16 protein-coding genes and 2 tRNA genes are annotated in these 20,582 nt (G+C 62.2%); 17 read left to right on the plus strand and 1 reads right to left on the minus strand.

Annotated features, from left to right (window positions below; genetic code table 11):
• Positions 1 to 7: 7 nt before the first annotated feature.
• From tolR to nadA, 10 genes are all read left to right on the plus strand, one after another.
• Positions 8 to 439 (plus strand): protein TolR, encoded by a 432-nt coding sequence (tolR, locus tag LVE68_RS14385; protein ID WP_232941107.1) that lies wholly within the window; start codon positions 8 to 10, stop codon positions 437 to 439.
• Positions 440 to 459: 20 nt separating this feature from the next.
• Positions 460 to 1,242, plus strand: coding sequence for a cell envelope integrity protein TolA (tolA, locus tag LVE68_RS14390; protein ID WP_232941109.1), 783 nt, complete (start codon positions 460 to 462; stop codon positions 1,240 to 1,242).
• Complete coding sequence (gene tolB, locus LVE68_RS14395) at positions 1,239 to 2,534, plus strand: Tol-Pal system beta propeller repeat protein TolB (RefSeq protein ID WP_232941110.1); 1,296 nt, start codon at positions 1,239 to 1,241, stop codon at positions 2,532 to 2,534. Before tolA ends, tolB begins: the two co-directional genes overlap by 4 nt.
• A gap of 113 nt (positions 2,535 to 2,647) precedes the next feature.
• A complete protein-coding gene (locus LVE68_RS14400; protein WP_232941111.1) occupies positions 2,648 to 3,130 on the plus strand; it encodes an OmpA family protein in 483 nt (160 codons plus the stop codon).
• A 78-nt stretch (positions 3,131 to 3,208) separates the two neighbouring features.
• Positions 3,209 to 3,988: a YbgF trimerization domain-containing protein gene (locus LVE68_RS14405; protein WP_232941113.1), complete on the plus strand. Its 780-nt coding sequence runs from the start codon at positions 3,209 to 3,211 to the stop codon at positions 3,986 to 3,988.
• 191 nt (positions 3,989 to 4,179) lie between these two features.
• On the plus strand, positions 4,180 to 4,839 hold the full coding sequence (queE, locus tag LVE68_RS14410; RefSeq protein WP_232941115.1) for a 7-carboxy-7-deazaguanine synthase QueE: 660 nt from the start codon (positions 4,180 to 4,182) through the stop codon (positions 4,837 to 4,839).
• A gap of 52 nt (positions 4,840 to 4,891) precedes the next feature.
• Positions 4,892 to 5,572 carry a 7-cyano-7-deazaguanine synthase QueC gene (gene queC / locus LVE68_RS14415; protein ID WP_232941117.1) on the plus strand — a complete coding sequence of 227 codons (681 nt, stop codon included), beginning with the start codon at positions 4,892 to 4,894 and terminating at the stop codon, positions 5,570 to 5,572.
• Between the two features lie 142 nt (positions 5,573 to 5,714).
• A tRNA-Lys gene (locus LVE68_RS14420) sits at positions 5,715 to 5,790 on the plus strand.
• A 126-nt stretch (positions 5,791 to 5,916) separates the two neighbouring features.
• Positions 5,917 to 5,992 (plus strand) — tRNA-Lys (locus LVE68_RS14425).
• 335 nt (positions 5,993 to 6,327) lie between these two features.
• A complete protein-coding gene (nadA, locus tag LVE68_RS14430) occupies positions 6,328 to 7,386 on the plus strand; it encodes a quinolinate synthase NadA (protein ID WP_232941118.1) in 1,059 nt (352 codons plus the stop codon).
• A 273-nt stretch (positions 7,387 to 7,659) separates the two neighbouring features.
• Here the strand turns inward: nadA and LVE68_RS14435 are convergent, their stop codons facing one another.
• A complete protein-coding gene (locus tag LVE68_RS14435; protein ID WP_232941119.1) occupies positions 7,660 to 9,189 on the minus strand; it encodes a M48 family metalloprotease in 1,530 nt (509 codons plus the stop codon).
• Positions 9,190 to 9,426: 237 nt separating this feature from the next.
• On the opposite strand from LVE68_RS14435, the gene LVE68_RS14440 reads away from it, so the two are divergent.
• The 7 genes from LVE68_RS14440 to aceF all read left to right on the plus strand — a co-directional run bounded on the left by LVE68_RS14440 (position 9,427) and on the right by aceF (position 20,353).
• Positions 9,427 to 9,720 (plus strand): sulfurtransferase TusA family protein, encoded by a 294-nt coding sequence (locus LVE68_RS14440; protein WP_232941120.1) that lies wholly within the window; start codon positions 9,427 to 9,429, stop codon positions 9,718 to 9,720.
• Positions 9,721 to 9,729: 9 nt separating this feature from the next.
• Positions 9,730 to 10,842, plus strand: a complete 1,113-nt coding sequence (locus LVE68_RS14445; protein ID WP_232941122.1) for an AI-2E family transporter — start codon at positions 9,730 to 9,732, stop codon at positions 10,840 to 10,842.
• Positions 10,843 to 10,996: 154 nt separating this feature from the next.
• Positions 10,997 to 12,100, plus strand: a complete 1,104-nt coding sequence (locus LVE68_RS14450) for a phosphoribosylaminoimidazolesuccinocarboxamide synthase (protein WP_232941123.1) — start codon at positions 10,997 to 10,999, stop codon at positions 12,098 to 12,100.
• A gap of 186 nt (positions 12,101 to 12,286) precedes the next feature.
• The gene (locus LVE68_RS14455; protein ID WP_232941124.1) at positions 12,287 to 14,662 is read left to right on the plus strand and encodes a marine proteobacterial sortase target protein; all 2,376 of its coding nucleotides are present in this window, start codon (positions 12,287 to 12,289) and stop codon (positions 14,660 to 14,662) included.
• Entirely contained in the window at positions 14,662 to 15,243 is a 582-nt protein-coding gene (locus tag LVE68_RS14460; protein WP_232941125.1) for a class GN sortase, read from the plus strand. The genes LVE68_RS14455 and LVE68_RS14460 overlap by 1 nt, the downstream gene beginning before the upstream one ends.
• A 739-nt stretch (positions 15,244 to 15,982) precedes the next feature.
• Entirely contained in the window at positions 15,983 to 18,652 is a 2,670-nt protein-coding gene (aceE, locus tag LVE68_RS14465; RefSeq protein WP_232941127.1) for a pyruvate dehydrogenase (acetyl-transferring), homodimeric type, read from the plus strand.
• 27 nt (positions 18,653 to 18,679) lie between these two features.
• Complete coding sequence (aceF, locus tag LVE68_RS14470) at positions 18,680 to 20,353, plus strand: dihydrolipoyllysine-residue acetyltransferase (RefSeq protein ID WP_232941128.1); 1,674 nt, start codon at positions 18,680 to 18,682, stop codon at positions 20,351 to 20,353.
• The last annotated feature ends 229 nt before the right edge of the window (positions 20,354 to 20,582 follow it).

A 20,582-nucleotide genomic window follows, 5' to 3' on the forward strand; every position in this document is an offset into this window, starting at 1 on the left:
GATTGTCATGAGTGTTTTTCGCAAGGGCGGCAAGCGCAAACTGGTGTCTGAAATCAACGTCGTACCCTATATCGACGTGATGCTGGTGCTGCTGATCGTCTTTATGGTCACGGCGCCACTGCTGATGCAGGGCGTCAAGGTTGACCTGCCGGACGCGCCCTCGGCGCCGATCGACGATACCGATGATGAGCCCCTGATTGTTTCCGTGCGCGCCGATGGTACCTATTACCTCAACCTGGGCGACGACGAGAAAGTTGCCAAGCCGATGGACGAGATCCGGGAAACTGTCGGCAAGGTTTTGCGTCAAAAGCCCAAGACGCCGGTACTGGTCTGGGGAGATACCGATGCCAAGTATGGCCTGATTGTCGGCGCCATGACCCAGCTGCAGGCCGCCGGTGCGCCGAGCGTGGGCCTGGTTACCGAGCCTCCGGCAGAGTAGGGGTGGCGTGAGCGAGCATTATGAATAACGCCAGCTCCTATATCTTGCCGGTGGTCGCCAGCCTGGCGTTCCACGGCCTGCTGATTGCCGTGCTGACGCTGGGCTGGGAGGCCTCGAACGAGCCCCAGAAGCGGCAGATGCCCAAGTTCGTGCAGGCCAAACTGGTTACCGTAGAGGCGACGGTCAAGCAGAAGAAGGCCCCGCCCAAGGTGGATATGCGCGAAAAGCGCCGCCAGCAGGAGCTGCAGCGCCAGCGCGAGGCGGAGGCCGAGCGCGAGCGCCGGGCCGCCCTGGAGCGCAAGAAGAAGCAGGAGGCCGAGAAAAAACGCAAGGCCGAGGCCGAGAAGAAGCGCAAGGCCGCTGAGGAAAAGGCCCGCAAGGAAAAAGAGCGCAAGGAGCGTGAGCGCAAGGAGCGGCTCGAGCAGGAGCGCAAGAGCGCGTTCGAGGAGGCGCTCGAAGAAGAAGAGGAGTTACTGGACGCGCGCGAGGACGCCCAGGCGGTGATGTCCGTGGCGCAGGCGATCCAGCAGCGGATCGAGTCCGTCTGGAGTCGTCCGCCCAGTGCCCGCAACGGCATGCTGACGGTGGTCAAGATCAACTTTGTCCCCACCGGCCGCGTCGTCGCGGCGAACATTGTAGAAGGTAGTGGTAATGCCGCGCTGGACCGCTCAGTGCTCACCGCCATTCGCCGGGTCGAGACTTTCCCGGAAGTGGCAGAGCTGGCCCGGGAGGAGCCGACGGTCTTTGAGCGCGAGGTACGAACAACCCTGTTGAATTTCCGAGTCGAAGATCTGCGCCAATGATAAAGAACCTATTCAAGCTCGTCGCCGTACTCGTCGTCGCCTCGCTCAGCCTGAGCGCCAGGGCACAGCTGGTGGTGGATATCACCAGCGGCATCGACGATCCCACACCCATCGCCGTGGCTCCCTTCAGTTTCTCCGGTACCGGGGTGCTGTCGGAGGATGTTTCCGACATCATTTCAGCCGACCTGCGCCGCAGCGGCCTGTTCGCCCCGGTCCCCAAGGAAGACATGCTGTCTTTCCCCAAGGCCCCGGACGAAGTTATTTTCAGGGATTGGCGAATCCTGGGAACTGAATACGTCGTTACCGGTCGTATAGAGCCCCAGGCAAGCGGCTACCTGCTGACCTTCGACCTGGTGAACATCTTCGGCCAACAGACTATGTTCACCAAGCAGGTCAGCGGCGGCAGTCGCCAGCTGCGGGATATTGCCCATCGCGCGGCAGACGAGATCTATGAGGCGATCACCGGTATCCGGGGCGCCTTCTCTACAGAGATGATCTACGTGCAGGAGGAACGGCGCGGTGGCCGGCCCAGCTATTCGCTGGTCAGGTCGGATATCGACGGCGCGCGCCCGAAAGTGATTCGTCGCTTCAGTGAGCCGGTGATGTCGCCGATGTGGTCACCGGATGGCCAGGAAGTGGCCTATGTATCGTTCGAAACCGGGCGGCCGGCGATTTTCCGTGAGAACCTGCGTACCGGTGCGCGCCAGCAGTTGACCAACTTCAAGGGGATCAACAGCTCGCCCACCTGGTCGCCGGACGGGAGCAAGCTGGCAATGGTGCTATCCAAGGACGGCAACCCGGAGATATACGTACTGGATCTGCGCAGTGGCAAGTTCACCCGCATGACCCGGCACTTCTCCATTGACACCGAGCCGAACTGGATGCCGGACGGTAAATCGCTGGTTTTCACCTCTGATAGGGGAGGTAAGCCACAAATTTACCAATTGACTCTTGCCACCGGTCAAGTAGACCGCTTAACCTTCGATGGCGACTACAACGCGAGGCCGCGGGTCTCTCCCGACGGTAAAACGCTGGTGATGGTCCATCGGAGCAGGGGGGTGTTCACTATTGCCACGATGGATATCGTCTCCGGCAGGATGCGGGTCCTCACGGAAACGCGTCTGGACGAGTCCCCCAGCATCGCGCCCAATGGTGCCATGCTGATGTACGCCACCAAGCGTGGGGACAAAGGTATTCTGGCTGCGGTTTCGCTGGATGCCGGGGTGAAGTACAGGCTGCCCTCTCGTAGCGGGGATGTACGTGAACCGGCCTGGTCGCCCTATTTCGACTGATTGGGACCTGCCCGATACGCTGTTTGTGACTGGCGTATCGGTCGCAGTTGTAAAAAATAGACAAAATCTGAACCTTGTGGATTTCTCGATAACACTTAAAAGCGGAGTTGCTTATGTTTAAATCAGTAAAAACTGGTCTTGGCCTGGCGTGTGTACTGGCTGTCATGGCTGGTTGTTCCAGCACCGACACCGACGACACTGCCCAGCAGCAGATGGTAGAACAGCCCACCGAGCCGGTTGTCGACACCGCGCCGGAGCCGGAAACTGCCGTGCCCCTGGACAACGTTGTCTACTTCGACTTTGACGAGTCCCTGCTGAAGCCGGAGACCCGCGAGCTGCTGATTGCCCACGCGGACCGCCTGCGTGGCAGCGCCCAGGCAGTACGCCTGGAAGGCCACGCCGACGAGCTGGGTACCCGCGAGTACAACCTGGCACTGGGTGAGCGTCGTGCCAACGCCGTTCGTGACTTCCTGGTGCTGCAGGGCGTAGACGCTGCCAGCCTGGAAGTGATCAGCTACGGTGAAGAGCGTCCGGCTCAGGCTGGCTCCAGCGAGAGCGCCCGTGCCATGAACCGTCGCGTTGTAATCGTTAAGTAATTGCCTGTAGCGATGAACTTATCGATTCGATTTTCTCCCAAGCCTTTGCTTGGGAGAGTCGCGCTAGCCGCAGCCACTATGGTTGCGGCTTCGCCCGTATTTTCGCAGGCGCCGATTGTCGAGCTGGGTAATGACAGCGGCAACGCGGCGCCCGCCTATGAGCAGGATTCCACCTACGCAGACGCGCGTACCGCGCGCGCGCCGGTTTCCGCTCGTCCCCGCGCCCAGGGTAATCCGCAGGCCGATGCCTACTACCAGATGCAGGTATTGCAGCAGGAAGTCTCCGAGCTGCGCGGCGCTGTGGAGGAGTTGCGCCACGAGGTAAAGCGTCTCAAGCAGCAGCGCACCGAGGACTATATGGACCTGGATCGGCGCATTGCACGCCTGTCTGGCGCCGCGCCGGCGGAGCAGCCTCCGGCAGCAGGCGATGACGCTAAGTCCGGTGGTGATGCCAGCCGCCCGGCGGATACCGGTAGTCCGGCCGCCAGTGACGATGAGCGGGAGCGCTACCAGTCCAGTTTCGGTCTCGCCCGTGAGGGTAAGTTCGACGCCGCCAGTGTCGAATTCGAGAAGCTGCTGGAGGATTACCCCAACGGCAAGTACGCCCCCAATGCCAACTACTGGCTGGGTGAAATCGCGTTGGTCCAGGGTAACCTGGAGAAGGCGCGGGAATGGTTTACCGCGCTGCTGGATGGCTACCCCGAGTCCAACAAGGTATGGGATGGCCGTTACAAGCTGGGTACGGTGTACCACCAGTTGGGTGATGACCAGCAGGCCAGGGAGTTGCTTGAGCAGGTTGCTGCCAGCGATGCCCGTGCTGCCAAGCTGGCGAAGAAGTACCTGCAAGAAAATCTCTGATAGCTCTTCCGGGCCGCCTGCAAGGCCGGGCCCGGGGGTTGTGGTCGCTGGTTTTTTGACCACAAAAGTTCTATGATTCCGCGCCCGGACGGTTCGCCGCCCGGGCGTTTCTTATTTCAGGGGTGGGTAAATGACAGCCTGCCGGTTGCTGGCAGCCCGCGGGTGGCCGGCTGGTCGAAAGACGAGAGTGTATGACTGATCTTTCCAACGAGTCACTGCGGATCAGTGAGATCTTTTACTCCCTGCAGGGCGAGGCCCGTGACGCGGGGTTGCCGACCGTATTCGTGCGGTTAACCGGCTGTCCGCTGCGCTGTACCTACTGTGATTCGGAATACGCCTTTTATGGCGGTGAGCGCATGAGCCTGGCAGAGATCCTGCAGCGGGTTCAGGACCATCCGGCGCGGCATGTGTGTGTCACCGGTGGTGAACCCCTGGCGCAGCCCAACTGCCTGCCCCTGCTGACTGCACTGTGTGATGCCGGCTACCGGGTCTCGCTGGAAACCAGCGGTGCGATGCCGGTAGAGGACGTGGACTCGCGGGTGTCGCGGGTGGTGGACCTCAAGACACCCGCTTCCGGAGAGCAGCATCGAAACCGCATGGCCAATATCGATGTCCTCACCGGCAATGACCAGGTCAAGTTTGTCATCTGTGACCGGACGGATTACGACTGGGCAAAATTTACCCTGGACCAGTACCGTTTGCCGGAGCGGGTGGGAGAAGTGCTTTTCTCCCCGAGCTACGAGCAGTTGCCGGCGCGGCAGTTGGCGGAATGGATCCTGGAGGACGGCCTGCCGGTGCGCATGCAGGTACAGCTGCACAAGATCCTGTGGGGCGATATCCCGGGCGTCTGAGTTGTAGGCGGGGGCCAGTGTGCCGGGACTCCCGCGTGGAAGAGAGGAAGAGATGACAGCAAAGAAAGCGGTGGTCTTGCTATCCGGCGGCCTGGATTCTGCCACAGTGCTGGCCATGGCCCGCGAAGAGGGCTACGAATGTTATGCGCTGGGCTTTGACTATGGCCAGCGCCACCAGGCCGAGCTGCAGGCGGCGCAGCGTGTGGCCGCCGACCTGGGTGCCCGTGAACACAAGGTGGTGGCCCTGGACCTGAGGACGATCGGTGGTTCCGCGCTGACCGATGAGGGGATCGATGTGCCGGAGGAAGAGACCGGCGGTATTCCCGTGACCTATGTGCCGGCCCGTAATACCGTGTTCCTGTCGATCGCCCTGGGCTGGGCGGAGGTCCTGGGGGCGCAGGATATCTTTGTCGGCGTCAATGCGGTGGATTACTCGGGCTATCCCGATTGCCGGCCTGAATATATCGAGGCCTTCGAGAAAATGGCCAACCTGGCGACCCGGGCCGGTGTCGAGGGTCACAGGCTGCACATCCACGCGCCCCTGATGCAAATGACCAAGGCAGATATCGTCCGGGTCGGAACCGGGCTGGGGGTTGACTACAGTTTGACTGTATCCTGCTACCAGGCGCAGCCTGATGGCGGTGCCTGTGGCAAGTGTGACAGCTGTCGCCTGCGGGCCGCCGGGTTTGCGGAGGCGGGTCTGGACGACCCGACAGTCTACGCGAGCCACTGAGCGCTGATCCCCACTGGTGGCGTGGAGTGCGTAAGCTGTTCAATTCCCTACAATTTTTTTCTGTCGGGTCTTGTGTTTCGGAAATAGATCAGTAAGATACGCAGCTCCTCACATCGAGGCATCGCTCGGTAAGGGAAATTAAGGGTCGTTAGCTCAGTTGGTAGAGCAGTTGGCTTTTAACCAATTGGTCGCTGGTTCGAATCCAGCACGACCCACCATATTGCGAAGGGCCGCCGACAGGCGGCCCTTTTTTATTGCCCTTCGAGCACGCCATCCACGGCAGCCGGCGCGGCGATAAAGATTTGTTTTTTTGCAACAGATCAGTAAGATACGCACCACTTTCGGGGTCGTTAGCTCAGTTGGTAGAGCAGTTGGCTTTTAACCAATTGGTCGCTGGTTCGAATCCAGCACGACCCACCATACAAAAGCGGCACCCCGACGGGGTGCCGCGTTGTTGGTTCTGCTGGATGAGAACTCCGGTTCGACTGGCGCGCGCGAAGGGGCGCCAGCAACGAGGAGCGCAGCGACGAAGCCCGCAAGGCGGGCCGTTAAGGCCTTTGAGGCCGCAACGGTTAATCCAGCACGACCCACCATCTTGACAGGGGGCTGCCGCACGGCGGCCCTTTGTGTATCTGCCCCCCCTTGCCCCGGCCGGGCTGGACGCGGCGCAGGATACGTTAAAATGGACTTGCGCGGTCGGAAGGCCCGGTCGCGGACCGCTATAATGCGCGGTTTATCGCCGCTCGAAGGTGTCTATGAGTCAGAAACCCCTCTCCACCCAGACTATCGATTCCCGTTCCGTGGTGCAGGCGCACCTGGCCGAACCGGCTGTGCACCAGTACAGCGAGGAGGAGCTGGAGTTGTGGCGCGAGCGCATCAAGCGCCTGCTGAAGGAGCAGAATGCCGTGCTGGTGGCGCATTACTACACTGATCCGCTGATCCAGGCCCTGGCGGAAGAGACCGGTGGCTGTGTCTCCGATTCACTGGAAATGGCCCGGTTCGGCGCCGAGCACCAGGCGGATACGCTGATCGTCGCCGGGGTAAAGTTCATGGGGGAAACGGCCAAGATCCTCACGCCCAACAAGCGGGTGCTGATGCCGACCCTGGAGGCCACCTGCTCGCTCGACCTGGGCTGCCCGCCAGAAGAATTCTCCGCATTCTGTGATGCCCACCCCGACCGGACCGTGGTGGTCTATGCCAATACCTCCGCTGCCGTGAAGGCCCGCGCGGACTGGGTGGTGACTTCCAGTATCGCCCTGGATGTGGTCGAGCACCTGGACGAGCAGGGCGAGAAGATCCTGTGGGCCCCGGACAAGCACCTGGGCAGTTACGTCCAGCGCGAGACCGGTGCCGATGTCCTGTTGTGGAATGGCTCCTGTATCGTGCACGAGGAGTTCAAGGCCAAGGGTGTGGCCGACCTGAAAGCACTGTACCCCGACGCGGTAGTGCTGGTGCACCCGGAATCACCCGCGGCAGTGGTGGAGCTGGCAGATGTGGTGGGCTCCACCTCACAGATCATCAACGCGGCCAGGACCCGCCCCGAGAAGCGTTTTATCGTCGCCACCGACCAGGGCATTTTCTACAAGATGCAGAAAGAGTGCCCGGGCAAGGAGCTGATCGTGGCTCCCACTGCGGGTGCTGGCGCCACCTGCCGCAGCTGCGCCAATTGCCCGTGGATGGCGATGAATTCGCTGGAAAACCTGTGCGGGGTGCTGGAGCGTGGCGATAACGAGATCCTGGTGGATCCCGAGCTGGGCAAGCGCGCGATGAAACCCCTGCAGCGCATGCTGGATTTCCGCAAACCCCTCGACTGAGCCCGTCTCCTGGCACGGGGCAATCCCGTGCCTTATCTGGCCCCGGCCTGTGCCCCCTGTAATCGATGGACTCCGATAGGTGCCTGCCTGTGCCACATCAGCGCAGGGGATGAAGATGCGCGGATACAATGCGGGGCGCACACAAGGTGCGCCCCTACGGGATCTGGGGCCGGGTGGGGCGATAAAACAAGTCTGACAGGGGCGCACCTTGTGTGCGCCCGGAAGGTCTATCTGCGCCGCGCGCCCTGCCGAAGCAGCGGAGAGAGGCGGGCCCTAGAGTTCCTTGGCTTTCTGCTGCATGCCCACCACATCCTTGAAGCGCTGCTCCAGGATCGCGTGGGTCTGGTAGTTGTTCTTGGCCAGGCGCATGCCGTGGCGGAGGTGCTGCAGTGCCTTGTCGAAAACGCCATTGAGGATGTAGTACTCGGCGCGCGCCTCGTGCACGCCGACGATATCCCCGGCAAGGCCGTGGGTTTCCGCCAGCAGGTACCAGACTGACGGGTCCTTCTTGCGGGTGCGGCTGTGCTTCTCGAGGATCCGCTCGGCCGCCAGGTAGTTGCCGGCCTTGAAGTGTGCGTTGGCCAGGCCCATGGTCAGGGCGTGGTCACCGGGGTTGCGCCGCAGGGCGCTCTCCAGTCGGCGGGTGGCACTATCGTAGGCCTGGCGGGCCATATCGATATCGGCCCGGGCGAGAACGAACGCCGCCTTGTCCGGCTCCCGGTCCAGCAGCGGTTGCAGGGTCTCGAGGGCGTTGTCCGGCTTGCCTGCGGCAGTCTGGGCCAGTGCCAGGCCGTAGCGTGCGGCGTCCTCGTTGTCGTTGATACCGCGCAGTTCCGCCTGGAAGCGCTTCACCGCCTGTTGCGGTGTGGGCTCGGCGGCCACGCGGATGCGGGCGCGCATCAGGTGGTATTCGCGGCTGTCACCGCTGCGCACATCCGGCATGCGACTGGCGCGCAACTTGGCGTCGGCGATCCGCTTTTCCGTGACCGGGTGGGTGAGCAGGAATTCGGGTGGGCGGCGGTAGTAACGGGTGGCCTTGAGCATCTGCTCGAACATTTCCCCGGCCGCTTCGGGGTCCATACCCGCCTTGGCCAGGGTCTCGATGCCCACACGGTCCGCTTCCTGTTCATTCTGGCGTGAGAAGCGCAGCTGGCTGTCCAGTGCGGCCGCCTGGGTGGCGGTCATGGCAGCCAGGCCGGCATCGCCACCGGCGGTGGCTGCGAGTACCAGCGCGCCCAGCATTCCGGCGAGGGTGGGCAGCGTACTGTTGCGCTTGGCCTCGAGTGTACGGGCATAGTGGCGCTGGCTCAGGTGGGCAAGCTCGTGCGCCAGCACCGAGGCGAACTGGTCTTCGTTTTCTGCGAACAGGAACAGGCCGGTATGCACGCCGACCACGCCGCCCGGAACTGCAAAGGCATTCATGGTCTCGTTTCTGACTACTACCACGTCCAGCGACTTGTCTTCCAGGGGGGCATGCTCTGCCAGGCCCTGCAGCGTATTTTCCACATACTGCTGCAGGAGTGCGTCATTGGAGGTGCGGACCTGACTGCGGAACATGCGCAGCCACATTTGCCCGAGCTCCTTCTCCCGCCCCCGTGATACCACCCCGCTGCTGGCATCGCCCAGCTGGGGCAGGCGGATCTGGTCGTCCTGTGCGGTGGCGGCCAGCGGCGCGCTACCCAGCACGAGACCCAGGCCCAGCGGTGCCGCCAGGGCGCACAGGCGCTGCCACAGCGAGCGCGGCCTGGCCCGGTGTTGGCATGGCGGTCGGGATCGATACTGGGGGAGGGAGAACTCGGTCATGGATGAATACTGCCCGCTTGATTGCGCCTCATACTGGTCCAACTCTATACGTAACTTGGTTGAACTGTCGAGGTTTTGACCAGTCAGACGACGAATGGTTCTCGTTTCCACTATAAATGACCGATGGGTTATTCACAGACTGCAGGGTCCAGCGTCCGGCGGGGGTGATCGCGCACGGATTTCGGCAGCTAAACCGCGTTATACTGCGCCCCGCTGAAATTGGTGGCCAGAGAGCAGATGAGCACAGACCGCGCGCGGGACAATGCCCTGCAGGGCGAGCCGGCAGTGACCGTGGATGCCCGCGGTCTGCCGTGTCCGCAGCCCTTGCTGGCCATGCGCCGGGCCCTGCGGGAGCAGCCGGCGGGCACGCTGTTGTGCGTGCTGGCGACAGATCCCGGCTCCTGGCGCGATTTCCACAGTTTTGCCGAGCTGAGCGGTCGCCCTCTCCTGAAAGCCGAGCGCGGGCATGGGGAGTTCCATTACTGGCTGCGGGCCGGTGCGCTGGGCCACGGGGAGCCGAACGCTGACTGAAGAGATTCTATGCTGACCATCGTACGCAATTGGGTAAACCGCTATTTCAGCCAGGAGGAAGTGGTCCTGCTGGTTTTGCTGCTCCTGGGCGCCCTGGTCCTGCTGGCGACCCTGGGCCAGGTGCTGGCACCGGTGCTGGCGGCGCTGATCATCGCTTTCCTGATGCAGGGCATGGTGCAGCGTCTCAAGTCGTGGGGCGCACCCCACTGGGCGGCGGTGACTACCGCCTGTACGGTGCTGGTGGGAATCATCGCGGCGCTGGGGTTTATCGTCCTGCCGATTATCTGGCGCCAGCTGGTGCGCCTGTTTGCCGAGCTGCCCAATATGGTGGAGCAGGGACAGCAGCTATTGCTGCTGTTGCCGGAGCGTTTTCCCACCCTGGTATCTGCAGCGCAGATCCAGGAGGTCTTCAATACGCTTGGCAGTGAGCTGGGCACCCTTGGCCAGACCCTGCTGACCTTCTCCATCGCCAACCTGCCGATTCTTGCCGGTATCCTGATCTACGCGGTGGTGGTGCCGATCCTGGTGTTCTTTTTCCTCAAGGACTCCGATCGGCTGGTCAACTGGTGCGCCTCATTCCTGCCCAGTCGCCGGCCGATGTTGCGCCAGATCTGGTACGAGATGAATGAGCAGGTGGCCAACTATGTCCGCGGCAAGGTGATCGAGATCGGTATTGTTGCCGTGGTCAGCTATATCGCCTTCCTGATCCTGGGGGTCAACTATGCGCTGTTGCTGGCAGTGGCCGTGGGCCTGAGTGTACTGATCCCATACATCGGTGCCGCAGTGGTCACCATCCCGGTGGCGGCGATCGGCCTGTTCCAGTGGGGGCTCAGTAGCGAGTTCCTCTACCTCATGCTGGCTTACGGCATTATCCAGTTACTGGATGGCAACGTGCTGGTGCCCCTGCTTTTTTCCGAGGCGGTCAACCTGCACCCGGTGGCCATTATCATGGCGGTGCTGGTATTCGGTGGTATCTGGGGTTTCTGGGGTGTTTTCTTTGCCATCCCGCTCGCGACCCTGGCCAAGGCGATTATGAATGCCTGGCCCACTTCGGAACACCAGGCCGAGTGGCAGGCGAGGGAAGAGGCTGAAGAGGAAGAGACTGCCGACACCACGAATTAACCCTATGTTTAGCAGGGAGTTACGGGCCGGTTCGCTCTCTATCATTCAAATCAGGAAGAAGGTCCCGCGCACAGGGGAGCTGTGCGCGGCGCGGACTTTTGTTAGAATCCCGCGCTTTATTTTTGCCCACCCGCACAGGTAATAGGAAAGATCCATGAGCCTTGCTGATAAAGTACTGGCGGTCAATGATGATCTGCCGATCCGCACCGACAAACCCATCCACAGCGGCAAGGTCCGCTCGGTTTACTGGCTGACTGAAGAGGACAGCCGCCGCCTGATCGAGGAGAAAGGCTACCCGGTAGCCCCGGATGCTCCGCTGGCGGTCATGGTGATCTCCGACCGTATCTCCGCCTTCGACTGCATCTGGAAAGGAGAGGGTGGCATGCGCGGTGTGCCGGGCAAGGGTGCGGCGCTGAACGCGATTTCCAACCACTGGTTCCGGTTGTTCCGCGAGAACGGCCTGGCAGACAGCCATATCCTGGATATCCCGCATCCGCTGGTGTGGATCGTGCAAAAGGCGCGCCCGGTCATGATCGAGGCCATCGCCCGGCAGTACATCACCGGTTCCATGTGGCGTGCCTACGCCAAGGGCGAGCGTGAGTTCTGTGGTATCGAAATTCCGGATGGCCTGCAGAAGGACCAGAAACTGCCGGAGCTGTTGATCACCCCGTCCACCAAGGGCGTGCTCAAGGGCATTCCGGGGGTACCGGAAGCGGACGATGTGAACATCACCCGCAAGAATATCGAGGACAATGTCGAGGCATTCAATTTCCGCAGCGAAGAGGATATCGACCTCTACGAGAAACTGCTGAAAGAAGGCTTTGACATGATCTCTGCCGAGCTGGCCAAGCTCGACCAGATCTTTGTCGACACCAAGTTCGAGTTCGGTTACGTGACCGATGCCGACGGCAAGGAAAAACTGATCTACATGGACGAGGTGGGCACGCCCGATTCCTCGCGCATCTGGGACGGTGAGCAGTATCGCCAGGGCAAGATCGTCGAGAACTCCAAGGAGGGCTTCCGCCAGGCCCTGCTGGATTACTTCCCGGACCCGGATATCCTGCTGAACAAGGAGCGCATGGACGAGCGCCAGGCGCTGGCTCGTGACAACGAGCTGCCGGAGTCCATGCTGATGGATGTGTCTGCCACCTACGTGGGAATTGCCGAGAAAATCATCGGCAAGAAGCTGGAGCTGTCCGACAATCCGCGGGCGGAGCTGATCGATATCCTCCGCGACCAGTACGGCCTGGTCGACTGAGCCGAAAGGATCCTGGCAGTAAAAAACCGGCGCTTGCGCCGGTTTTTTTATGGCGGGAATCACGTAACTTGCCGCCTGCCACAATTCGCCATAATTCTCCCCCTCTCCGCCATATGGCGGCCCCCTGATTGCCCGGTTGCCCCGTTGTAATGACCTCCATAGAGAAAATGAAATGGAGGGATGGCCGTGGACAGGACAATTTTTTCCGGACAGCGGATACCGCGCGAACTGGTGGTGTTGCCCACAGAGGAGTATTACCGGCGCCGCTACCGCAGTGACCGGCGTGGCCGCTGGCTGCTGTTACTGGTTACCGCCCTGGCGGTGGTGGTGGGCGCAGCCGGGAGTCGGGCGAATGTGCCCGGGGACACAGTCACCCGGGAGGTGTCCCTGGAGCAGGCCGGCAGTGGCGACCTGCTGTTCAAGGCCACCGGGCAGGGTAGATACCAGCCCGCACTGCACCTGAACAGCCGCGCAGAGTTGCGGGTGCGCGGCCTGCTGGCGGAGGTGGAGCTGGAACAGATGTTCGAGAACGCCACAGGCCGTTGGCAGGAGGCGGTTTATGTTTTCCCGCTGCCACCGCAGGCAGCTGTCAACGGACTGGAAATCCGTGTGGGCGAGCGCCGGATTGTGGGCAGGGTCAGGGAGCGCCAGCAGGCGGAGCGAATCTACCGGGAGGCCCGGGCGGCGGGAAAGCGGGCGGCGCTGCTGGAGCAGCAGCGCCCGAACCTGTTTACCAACCGGGTGGCCAATATTGCTCCCGGGGAAAAAGTCCGTGTGAGCGTGCGGTTCCTGATGCCGGTGGGTTTCGACAGTGGCAGCTTCAGCCTGCGGCTGCCCACGACCCTGACGCCGCGTTATATTCCGGGCCGGGCCGATGCCCCGGACGAGGCAGTGAAGGAGTTGCAGCTGGATGGCAATGGCTGGGCGCTGCCCACCGACCAGGTGCCGGATGCGCACAAGATCAGCCCATTTATGCAGCCGGCGGCAGTACTGACGGACAGCGGCAGTCATCGAATCGCCATCGAGATGGATCTGGAGGCTGGCCTGCCCCTGGCGGATATCCACAGCCCCTACCACGATATCGATTTTAAGCAGGTTGGCGGTGGCGCCTATTCCGTATCGCTGCGCGGCGGGGATGCGGTGATGGACCGGGATTTCGTGTTGCGCTGGCGCCCGCGCCAGTCGGCCCTGCCCCGGGCCGCACTTTTTACCAGTGTGGTCGCGGATGACGCCGGCGCGCCGGAGGAAGGTGCGGTCGGCGAGGGCGGTGCGGACCGTGCGGGCACTTACCTGCAATTGCTGTTGTTGCCGCCGGACCTGTCCGGTAAAACCCGTCGGCTGCCCCGGGAAGTGGTTTACGTAATCGATACTTCCGGCTCCATGGGTGGCTCTTCCATTCGCCAGGCGCGCGATAGCCTGTTGCTGGCGCTGTCCCGCCTGCAGCCCGGGGACCGCTTCAATATCATCGAATTCAACAGCATCACCCGCCCGGTGTTCCCCCGGCCGGTAGCTGCCACTACCGATAACCTGCGCCTGGCGCGGTCACAGGTGGAAGCATTGCAGGCACGTGGCGGCACGGAAATGGCGCCGGCCCTGCGCAAGGCGTTCGGCCAGCAGCTGCCCGGGGACGAGACCCTCGTGCGGCAGGTGGTTTTTATTACCGACGGCGCGGTGGGCAATGAGGCTGCCCTGGTCGAGCTGGTGCGCCAATCGCTGGGGGATGCCCGCCTGTTTACCGTCGGTATCGGCTCGGCCCCCAACAGTTATTTCATGCGCAAGGCGGCGCAGATTGGCCGGGGGGCGTCGATCACCATCGGGGATATCGGTGAGGTCAGCGCACGGATGCAGTCGCTGTTCGCCAAGTTGGAGAATCCGCTGGTTACCGACCTGCAGGTTACCTGGCCGCAAGGCCTGCACGTGGATGCCTATCCCAAGAAGATGCCCGACCTGTACCGGGGCGAGCCGCTGCGGCTGGTGGCCCGGGTGCGGGGATCGGCCCTGCGGGGCAAGCTGATGGTGAGCGGCCGCCTCGCGGGCCGGCAGTTCCATCGTGAGTTGGCGCTTACCCCCGGCAGGGATGCGGAAGGGCTGGGCAGCCTCTGGGCGCGCAGCCGGATCGAGGCGCTGCGGGACCGACAGCGCGCCGTGGGGAAAAGCAGCGCTGCAGGGAAGGCACTGCGCAGTGAAATCCTCGAACTGGCGCTGGCGTTCCAGTTGGTCAGTCCTTACACCAGTTTCGTCGCGGTCGAGGAGGCGCCCGTGCGCCCGGAAGGTGAGGAGCTGGCCGAGAGCCCGGTGCCCAATGCCGTGGCGCGCGGGCAGGTGCTGCAGCGCCAGAGCTATCCACCCACGGCTACCGGGGTCTATGCCCAGCTGCTGGCGGCACTGGGTCTGCTCGGCCTGGGCGCAGGCCTGGGATGGGGGGGCCGGCCGCGGCGCAGTACCTGGCGGCGTTCGCGCGCCGCGACTGGCCGGTGGTTGCGGCGCTGGTTGCGCCGGCGCCTGCCCGACCCGCGGCGCGCGCGCCTGTCACTGGAGCGGCAGTTGGTGAGGGCCGGCTGATGCTGCGGGCCCTGCTGGTGATGTCGTTACTGCTTGCCGGTGCCTGGCAGCTGGGAGACGCCGCCTGGCTGCTGGCCAAGGCCCGGCTGGCCCACCACCTGATCGACGATGCCTGGGAGGAGCAGCTGCGGCAGGGTGAGCCCGTCCGGCCCTGGCCCTGGGCGGATACCTGGCCGGTGGCGCGCCTGCGCCTGGGCGAGGCGCGTGCCCTGCCGGTAATGGCGGGAAGCAGCGGCCAGGCACTGGCTTTCGGTCCCGGGCTGGTGGAGGGCTCCGGGGAGCCGGGCGATCCCGGGCGCACCACGGTCATAGCGGCGCACCGGGATACCCATTTCCGGTCCCTGCAGTCGCTGCGGGCCGGCACCGGGGTGTCCCTGCAGGGCCGGCACGGACGCTGGCACCGCTACCGGGTTACTGAAACCCGGGTGGTGGACAGTCGGCGGGAGCTGATGCCGGTTTTCGCGGGCCCCGGCCTGTTGCTGGTAACCTGTTACCCGTTCAATGCGCTGGCCGCCGGCGGGCCCCTGCGTTTCGTGGTCTATGCGGAATATCTCGGCGCCGGCAGGGCGCCGGAGGTGTGACTCAAATGACAAATTTGGACTGCATTTTGTAATTGATTTCCGCTTTTTTGCCGCAATATCCTCCGCTAATGCGCCAATTTAGAGCAGAATTGTTTTAGAAATTGGTTTTAATTGTTACTAAATGTCCTATCTGGAAAAATTCTTGTAGTAATACTACAATCCCCCGCGCTCCGGCTCCCGATTGACCGGCTGGCCACAGAAAGCCGCCGCCCGGGGAGCCGCTTCACAATCGAAAAAAGACATGTTTGCCGGCAGGCTGGCGCAGGATCATCCTCGATTGCCGCTGCAGAAGTGGATAATACTGGGGAAGCTCTGCACAAGTTCATAACCTCTCTGCGGTCCCTGAAGGATGCAGATGCGAGGCGCAGTGCGCAGTGAATGGCAGGGTCCTTTACAAGCGCTGCAACGCAGCAGGTGTATTCTTCAGGGACCGCCCTTTGGGGCATTCAGGCATGCACGCCCCCGGCGTTGCAGTCCCTTGACGGGCAACCAGCCCGCCATCGTGACCGCGCCCTGATTGCGAACATGCCTGAAAGCCAGAGAGATCATGGACTTGTTTAGAGACTCCCAAGACTCTGCATTTCCGCCAGCGTTGGCGGTGAATTGGCGCAATTGCTGAAAAAAGGAAGCAATTTTCTTCCCGCAAGGTACTTTGCCCGATTGCGCCTGATTGCCAGGAAATTACCTGAGAAAGAACAGATACCGACTCGACGTCGCATAAATCGCCGAGGAGCACTTGATGCACGAAGAAAACGACAACCAGGAAACGCAGGAATGGCTGGATGCGCTGCAGGCGGTAATCCGCTACAGCGGCAAGGAGCGCGCAGCGTTCATCCTGAAGCAGCTCTCCGATCGCGCCACCGATGTGGGGGTGAAACTGCCGGCGGCCATCACCACGCCGTACCGCAACACCATCCCGCCCAGCGCCGAGAAGCGTATGCCGGGCGACCTGTTCATGGAGCGCCGGATCCGCTCGCTGATCCGCTGGAACGCGCTGGCGATGGTGGTTCGCGCCAACTCCAACAGCGACAGCCTGGGCGGCCATATCGCGAGCTTCTCCTCTGCCGCGACACTGTATGACGTCGGCTTCAATTACTTCTTCCGCGGTAATGAGGGCGAGGAACGCGGCGACCTGATTTTCTTCCAGGGCCACAGTGCCCCGGGTATCTATGCCCGTTCTTACCTGGAAGGCCGCTTCGACGAGGAGCAGCTGGACAATTTCCGTCGCGAAGTGAACGGCAACGGCCTGTCCTCCTACCCGCATCCGTGGCTGATGCCGGAGTACTGGCAGTTCCCCACCGTCTCCATGGGCCTGGGCCCGATCCAGGCAATCTACCAGGCGCACATCATGCGTTACCTGTCCGCGCGCGGCCTGTCGCCGCGCGGTGATCGCAAGGTCTGGGCATTCCTGGGCGATGGCGAGTGCGATGAGCCGGAAACCCTGGGCGCCATTTCCATGGCCGGCCGCGAGAACCTGGAAAACCTGGTGTTCGTGGTCAACTGTAACCTGCAGCGCCTTGACGGCCCGGTGCGCGGTAACGGCAAGATCGTGCAGGAACTCGAGGGTGTCTTCCGCGGTGCCGGCTGGAATGTAATCAAGGTGCTGTGGGGCCGCCTGTGGGATCCGCTGCTGGAGAAAGACGACAAGGGCCTGCTGCAGAAAGTCATGGACGAGACCGTCGACGGCGAAATGCAGAACTTCAAGGCCAACGGCGGTGCTTACACTCGCGAGCACTTCTTCGGCAAGTACCCCGAGCTGCTGGAGATGGTCAAGGATCTCTCCGACGACGAGATCATGAAGCTGAACCGCGGTGGCCATGACCCCTACAAGGTCTACGCAGCCTACGCGGAAGCCATGGCCAGCAAGGGCAAGCCCACCGTGATCCTGGCGCAGACCGTGAAGGGCTATGGCCTGGGTGCCGCCGGTGAAGCGGCGATGGATACCCACAACGTCAAGAAGATGGACACCGAGGCGCTCAAGCGCTTCCGCGACCGCTTCGCGATCCCGATCACCGACAAGGAAATCGAGGAAGTTCCGTACTACCGTCCGTCTCCGGACAGTCCGGAAATGAAGTATATGGCCGAGCGTCGCAAGTCGCTGGGTGGGCCGGTTCCGTCTCGTAGTACTGAGGTGGCGAAGCTGGAAATTCCTGAACTGGATGTCTTCAGCGCGCTGACCAAGGGCTCCGGGGATCGCGAGATTTCCACCACCATGGCGTTCGTGCGCGCGCTGTCGGCGCTGGTGAAAGACAAGAAGATGGGGCAGAACGTGGCTCCCATCGTGCCGGACGAGGCGCGTACCTTCGGTATGGAGGGCCTGTTCCGGCAGCTGGGTATCTACTCCTCCCAGGGGCAGAAATACACCCCGGTGGACCATGGCCAGATCATGTATTACAAGGAAGACAAGAAGGGCCAGGTGCTGGAAGAGGGCATCAACGAGGCCGGTGCCATGTCCGCGTGGATGGCCCTGGCCACTGCCTACAGCAACCACGGCGTGCCGATGGTGCCCTTCTACATCTACTACTCGATGTTCGGTTTCCAGCGTATCGGCGACCTGGCCTGGGCTGCCGGCGATATGCAGGCGCGCGGCTTCCTGATCGGCGCCACCGCCGGCCGCACCACCCTGAACGGTGAGGGCCTGCAGCACCAGGACGGCCACAGCCACGTGCTGTCCGCCACCATCCCGAATTGCAAGAGCTATGACCCGGCCTACGGTTACGACCTGGCTGTGATCCTGCGCCATGGCCTGAAAGAGATGTATGAAGAGCAGAAGAACCTCTTCTACTACGTCACCATCGAGAACGAAAACTACCTGCAGCCGGAAATGCCGCAGGATGTCGAGGAAGGCATCATCCGCGGTATCTACAAGCTGGAAGGCAATTCCCGCAAGGCCGGCAAAGGCAAGGCGGCCAAGAAGCACGTACAGCTGGTGGGTGCTGGTTCTATCCTGCGTGAGGTGTTGGCCGCGGCCGATATCCTCGCCGACCAGTTTGGCGTTACGTCTGACGTATGGAACCTGACTTCTGCCACTGAAGCGGCCCGTGAGGGACAGGATGTGGCGCGCTGGAACATGCTGCACCCGACCGAGGAACCGCGCAAAGCGTGGGTCAGTGAGCAGTTCGAAGGCAACAAGACGCCGGTGGTCATTTCCACCGACTACATCCGCGCCTACGTCGAGCCCCTGCGCGAGTTTATCGACGGCGACATGGTTGCCCTGGGCACAGATGGCTTTGGTCGCAGTGATAGCCGCGAGCAGCTGCGCCGCTTCTTCGAAGTCGACCGTAACTATGTGACCATCGCCGCGCTGACGGCGCTCGCCAAGCAGGGTGTGATTGAGGCCAGTGAGGTTGCTGATGCGATCAAGAAACTGAATGTCGACGCGGAAAAAGTAAACCCGCGTCTCGTCTAAGGCTCGCTGGATAAGGAAGGCAGAAACATGGCAAAACAAGTCATTAAAGTGCCTGATCTCGGCGGTGCCGATCAGGTAGACGTGATTGAAATTTCCGTAGCAGTGGGGGACACCGTTGCGGAAGAGGATTCACTGATTGTGGTGGAGGGCGACAAGGCCTCCATGGATGTGCCGGCGCCCTACGCCGGCAAGATCACCAGCATCTCTGTGTCCGAGGGCGACAAGGTCTCCGAGGGCGATGTGATCGGTGAAATGGAAACCGAGGCCGAAGGCGAGAGTGGCGAGGAGGACGCGGAACCGTCTGAAGAAGCCACCGAAGAATCGCCCTCCGAAGCGGATGAGGAAGCCGGTGAAGAGCCCGGTGAAGCGTCAGCAGGGGCCGGAGAAGAGAAGGAAGAAACCGTCACGGTTCCAGACCTTGGTGGCGCCGATGCCGTGGACGTGATTGAAATCACAGCCCAGGCCGGTGACGAGGTGGAAGAGGGCGATTCCCTGATCGTGGTGGAGGGTGACAAGGCCTCCATGGACGTGCCGGCTCCCTTCGCCGGCACCGTAGTCTCCATCGACGTCAAGGAAGGCGACAAGGTTTCTACCGGCGATAAGCTGGGTGTGATGAAGGTGGTTTCCGGCGGCGCGCCGTCCGGCGCCAAGCCTGAAAAGAAGGTGGAGAAGAAAGCCCCGGCCAAAGAGTCCGCCCCTGCTGCGCCGGCGGAAGAATCTGGTGCTACCTCCGAGCCGCCTGCAGCACCGCAGAAAGACCACGCCCTGCACCGGGACCTGACTGTTTCGGCGGAAGTGTACGCCGGTCCGGCGGTGCGCAAGCTGGCGCGCGAGCTGGGTGTTACCCTGACCAAGGTAAAACCGAGCGGACCCCGCAACCGTGTTACCAAGGATGACCTGAATGCCTATATCAAGGAGCAGGTGAAAAAGGCCGAGAGCGGTGCCGTGGGTGTTGGCGGTGGCCTGGGCGTGGCCAAGATGCCGGAGATCGACTTCTCCCAGTTTGGCCCGGTTACCACCGAGCCGATGAGCAAGATCCACAAGCTCACTGCGGCGAACATGTCCCGTAACTGGCTCAATGTGCCGCACGTAACGCAGTTCGACGATGCCGATATCACCGAGCTGGAGGACTTCCGCAAGTCCATGAAGGCGGAGGCCGAAAAGCGCGGGGTGAAGCTCACGCCGGTGCCGTTCCTCCTGAAAGCGGCGGCAGCCGCGTTGCGTGCCGAGCCGAGTTTCAACGTGTCGCTGCATAATGATGGCGAACATATTGTGCGCAAGGACTATGTGCATATCGGTATGGCTGTTGATACGCCGAAAGGCCTGATGGTGCCGGTCATCCGCGATGTGGACAAAAAGGGACTGTATGAGCTGGCGGAAGAGGCCAGTGCCATGGCCGCTGCGGCACGCGACGGCAAGCTCAAGCCGAAGGATATGCAGGGCGCCTGCTTCACGATTTCCAGCCTGGGCGCAATTGGTGGCAGTGGTTTCACCCCGATCGTCAACTCTCCGGAAGTGGGGATCCTGGGTGTTTCCAAGCTGAGTGTGAAACCGGTCTGGAATGGCTCGGAGTTTGTCCCGCGCAAGATGCTGCCAGTGGCGCTGTCGTATGACCACCGTGCGGTAAACGGCGGTGACGCCGGTCGCTTCCTCACCTATATGGTCAGCGTCCTCGCGGACGTGCGGCGCCTGCTGCTGTAACGGCGTCGTTTTCCACTACTGCCCGAGGCCGGGCAACCGGCCTCGGGCAACCGGCACATGTCGTGCCGGTTGCCTTTGTCCCTGCTTTCTATTTTCTCTCCTCTCCATTCCTCCCCTCTACTGCACGTTCAACCTGTTGGCCATTGTCCGTAACTTGCGTTGACTGCCAGCGTTGTATACCTCCTTACGTTGAATCCCGCGCAAATCTTGCCCCCTGTGGCGCGAGCCC

Origin of the sequence: Microbulbifer sp. YPW16 (assembly GCF_021290385.1) — a bacterium.
Lineage (GTDB): Bacteria > Pseudomonadota > Gammaproteobacteria > Pseudomonadales > Cellvibrionaceae > Microbulbifer > Microbulbifer zhoushanensis.

Excerpts from the sequence above, each read along its gene's own strand:
- tolR (WP_232941107.1), top strand. The coding sequence starts at position 8 with ATGAGTGTTTTTCGCAAGGGCGGCAAGCGCAAACTGGTGTCTGAAATC.
- tolA (WP_232941109.1), top strand. The coding sequence starts at position 460 with ATGAATAACGCCAGCTCCTATATCTTGCCGGTGGTCGCCAGCCTGGCG.
- tolB (WP_232941110.1), top strand. The coding sequence starts at position 1,239 with ATGATAAAGAACCTATTCAAGCTCGTCGCCGTACTCGTCGTCGCCTCG.
- LVE68_RS14400 (WP_232941111.1), top strand. The coding sequence starts at position 2,648 with ATGTTTAAATCAGTAAAAACTGGTCTTGGCCTGGCGTGTGTACTGGCT.
- LVE68_RS14405 (WP_232941113.1), top strand. The coding sequence starts at position 3,209 with ATGGTTGCGGCTTCGCCCGTATTTTCGCAGGCGCCGATTGTCGAGCTG.
- queE (WP_232941115.1), top strand. The coding sequence starts at position 4,180 with ATGACTGATCTTTCCAACGAGTCACTGCGGATCAGTGAGATCTTTTAC.
- queC (WP_232941117.1), top strand. The coding sequence starts at position 4,892 with ATGACAGCAAAGAAAGCGGTGGTCTTGCTATCCGGCGGCCTGGATTCT.
- nadA (WP_232941118.1), top strand. The coding sequence starts at position 6,328 with ATGAGTCAGAAACCCCTCTCCACCCAGACTATCGATTCCCGTTCCGTG.
- LVE68_RS14435 (WP_232941119.1), bottom strand. The coding sequence starts at position 9,189 with ATGACCGAGTTCTCCCTCCCCCAGTATCGATCCCGACCGCCATGCCAA.
- LVE68_RS14440 (WP_232941120.1), top strand. The coding sequence starts at position 9,427 with ATGAGCACAGACCGCGCGCGGGACAATGCCCTGCAGGGCGAGCCGGCA.
- LVE68_RS14445 (WP_232941122.1), top strand. The coding sequence starts at position 9,730 with ATGCTGACCATCGTACGCAATTGGGTAAACCGCTATTTCAGCCAGGAG.
- LVE68_RS14450 (WP_232941123.1), top strand. The coding sequence starts at position 10,997 with ATGAGCCTTGCTGATAAAGTACTGGCGGTCAATGATGATCTGCCGATC.
- LVE68_RS14460 (WP_232941125.1), top strand. The coding sequence starts at position 14,662 with ATGCTGCGGGCCCTGCTGGTGATGTCGTTACTGCTTGCCGGTGCCTGG.
- aceE (WP_232941127.1), top strand. The coding sequence starts at position 15,983 with ATGCACGAAGAAAACGACAACCAGGAAACGCAGGAATGGCTGGATGCG.
- aceF (WP_232941128.1), top strand. The coding sequence starts at position 18,680 with ATGGCAAAACAAGTCATTAAAGTGCCTGATCTCGGCGGTGCCGATCAG.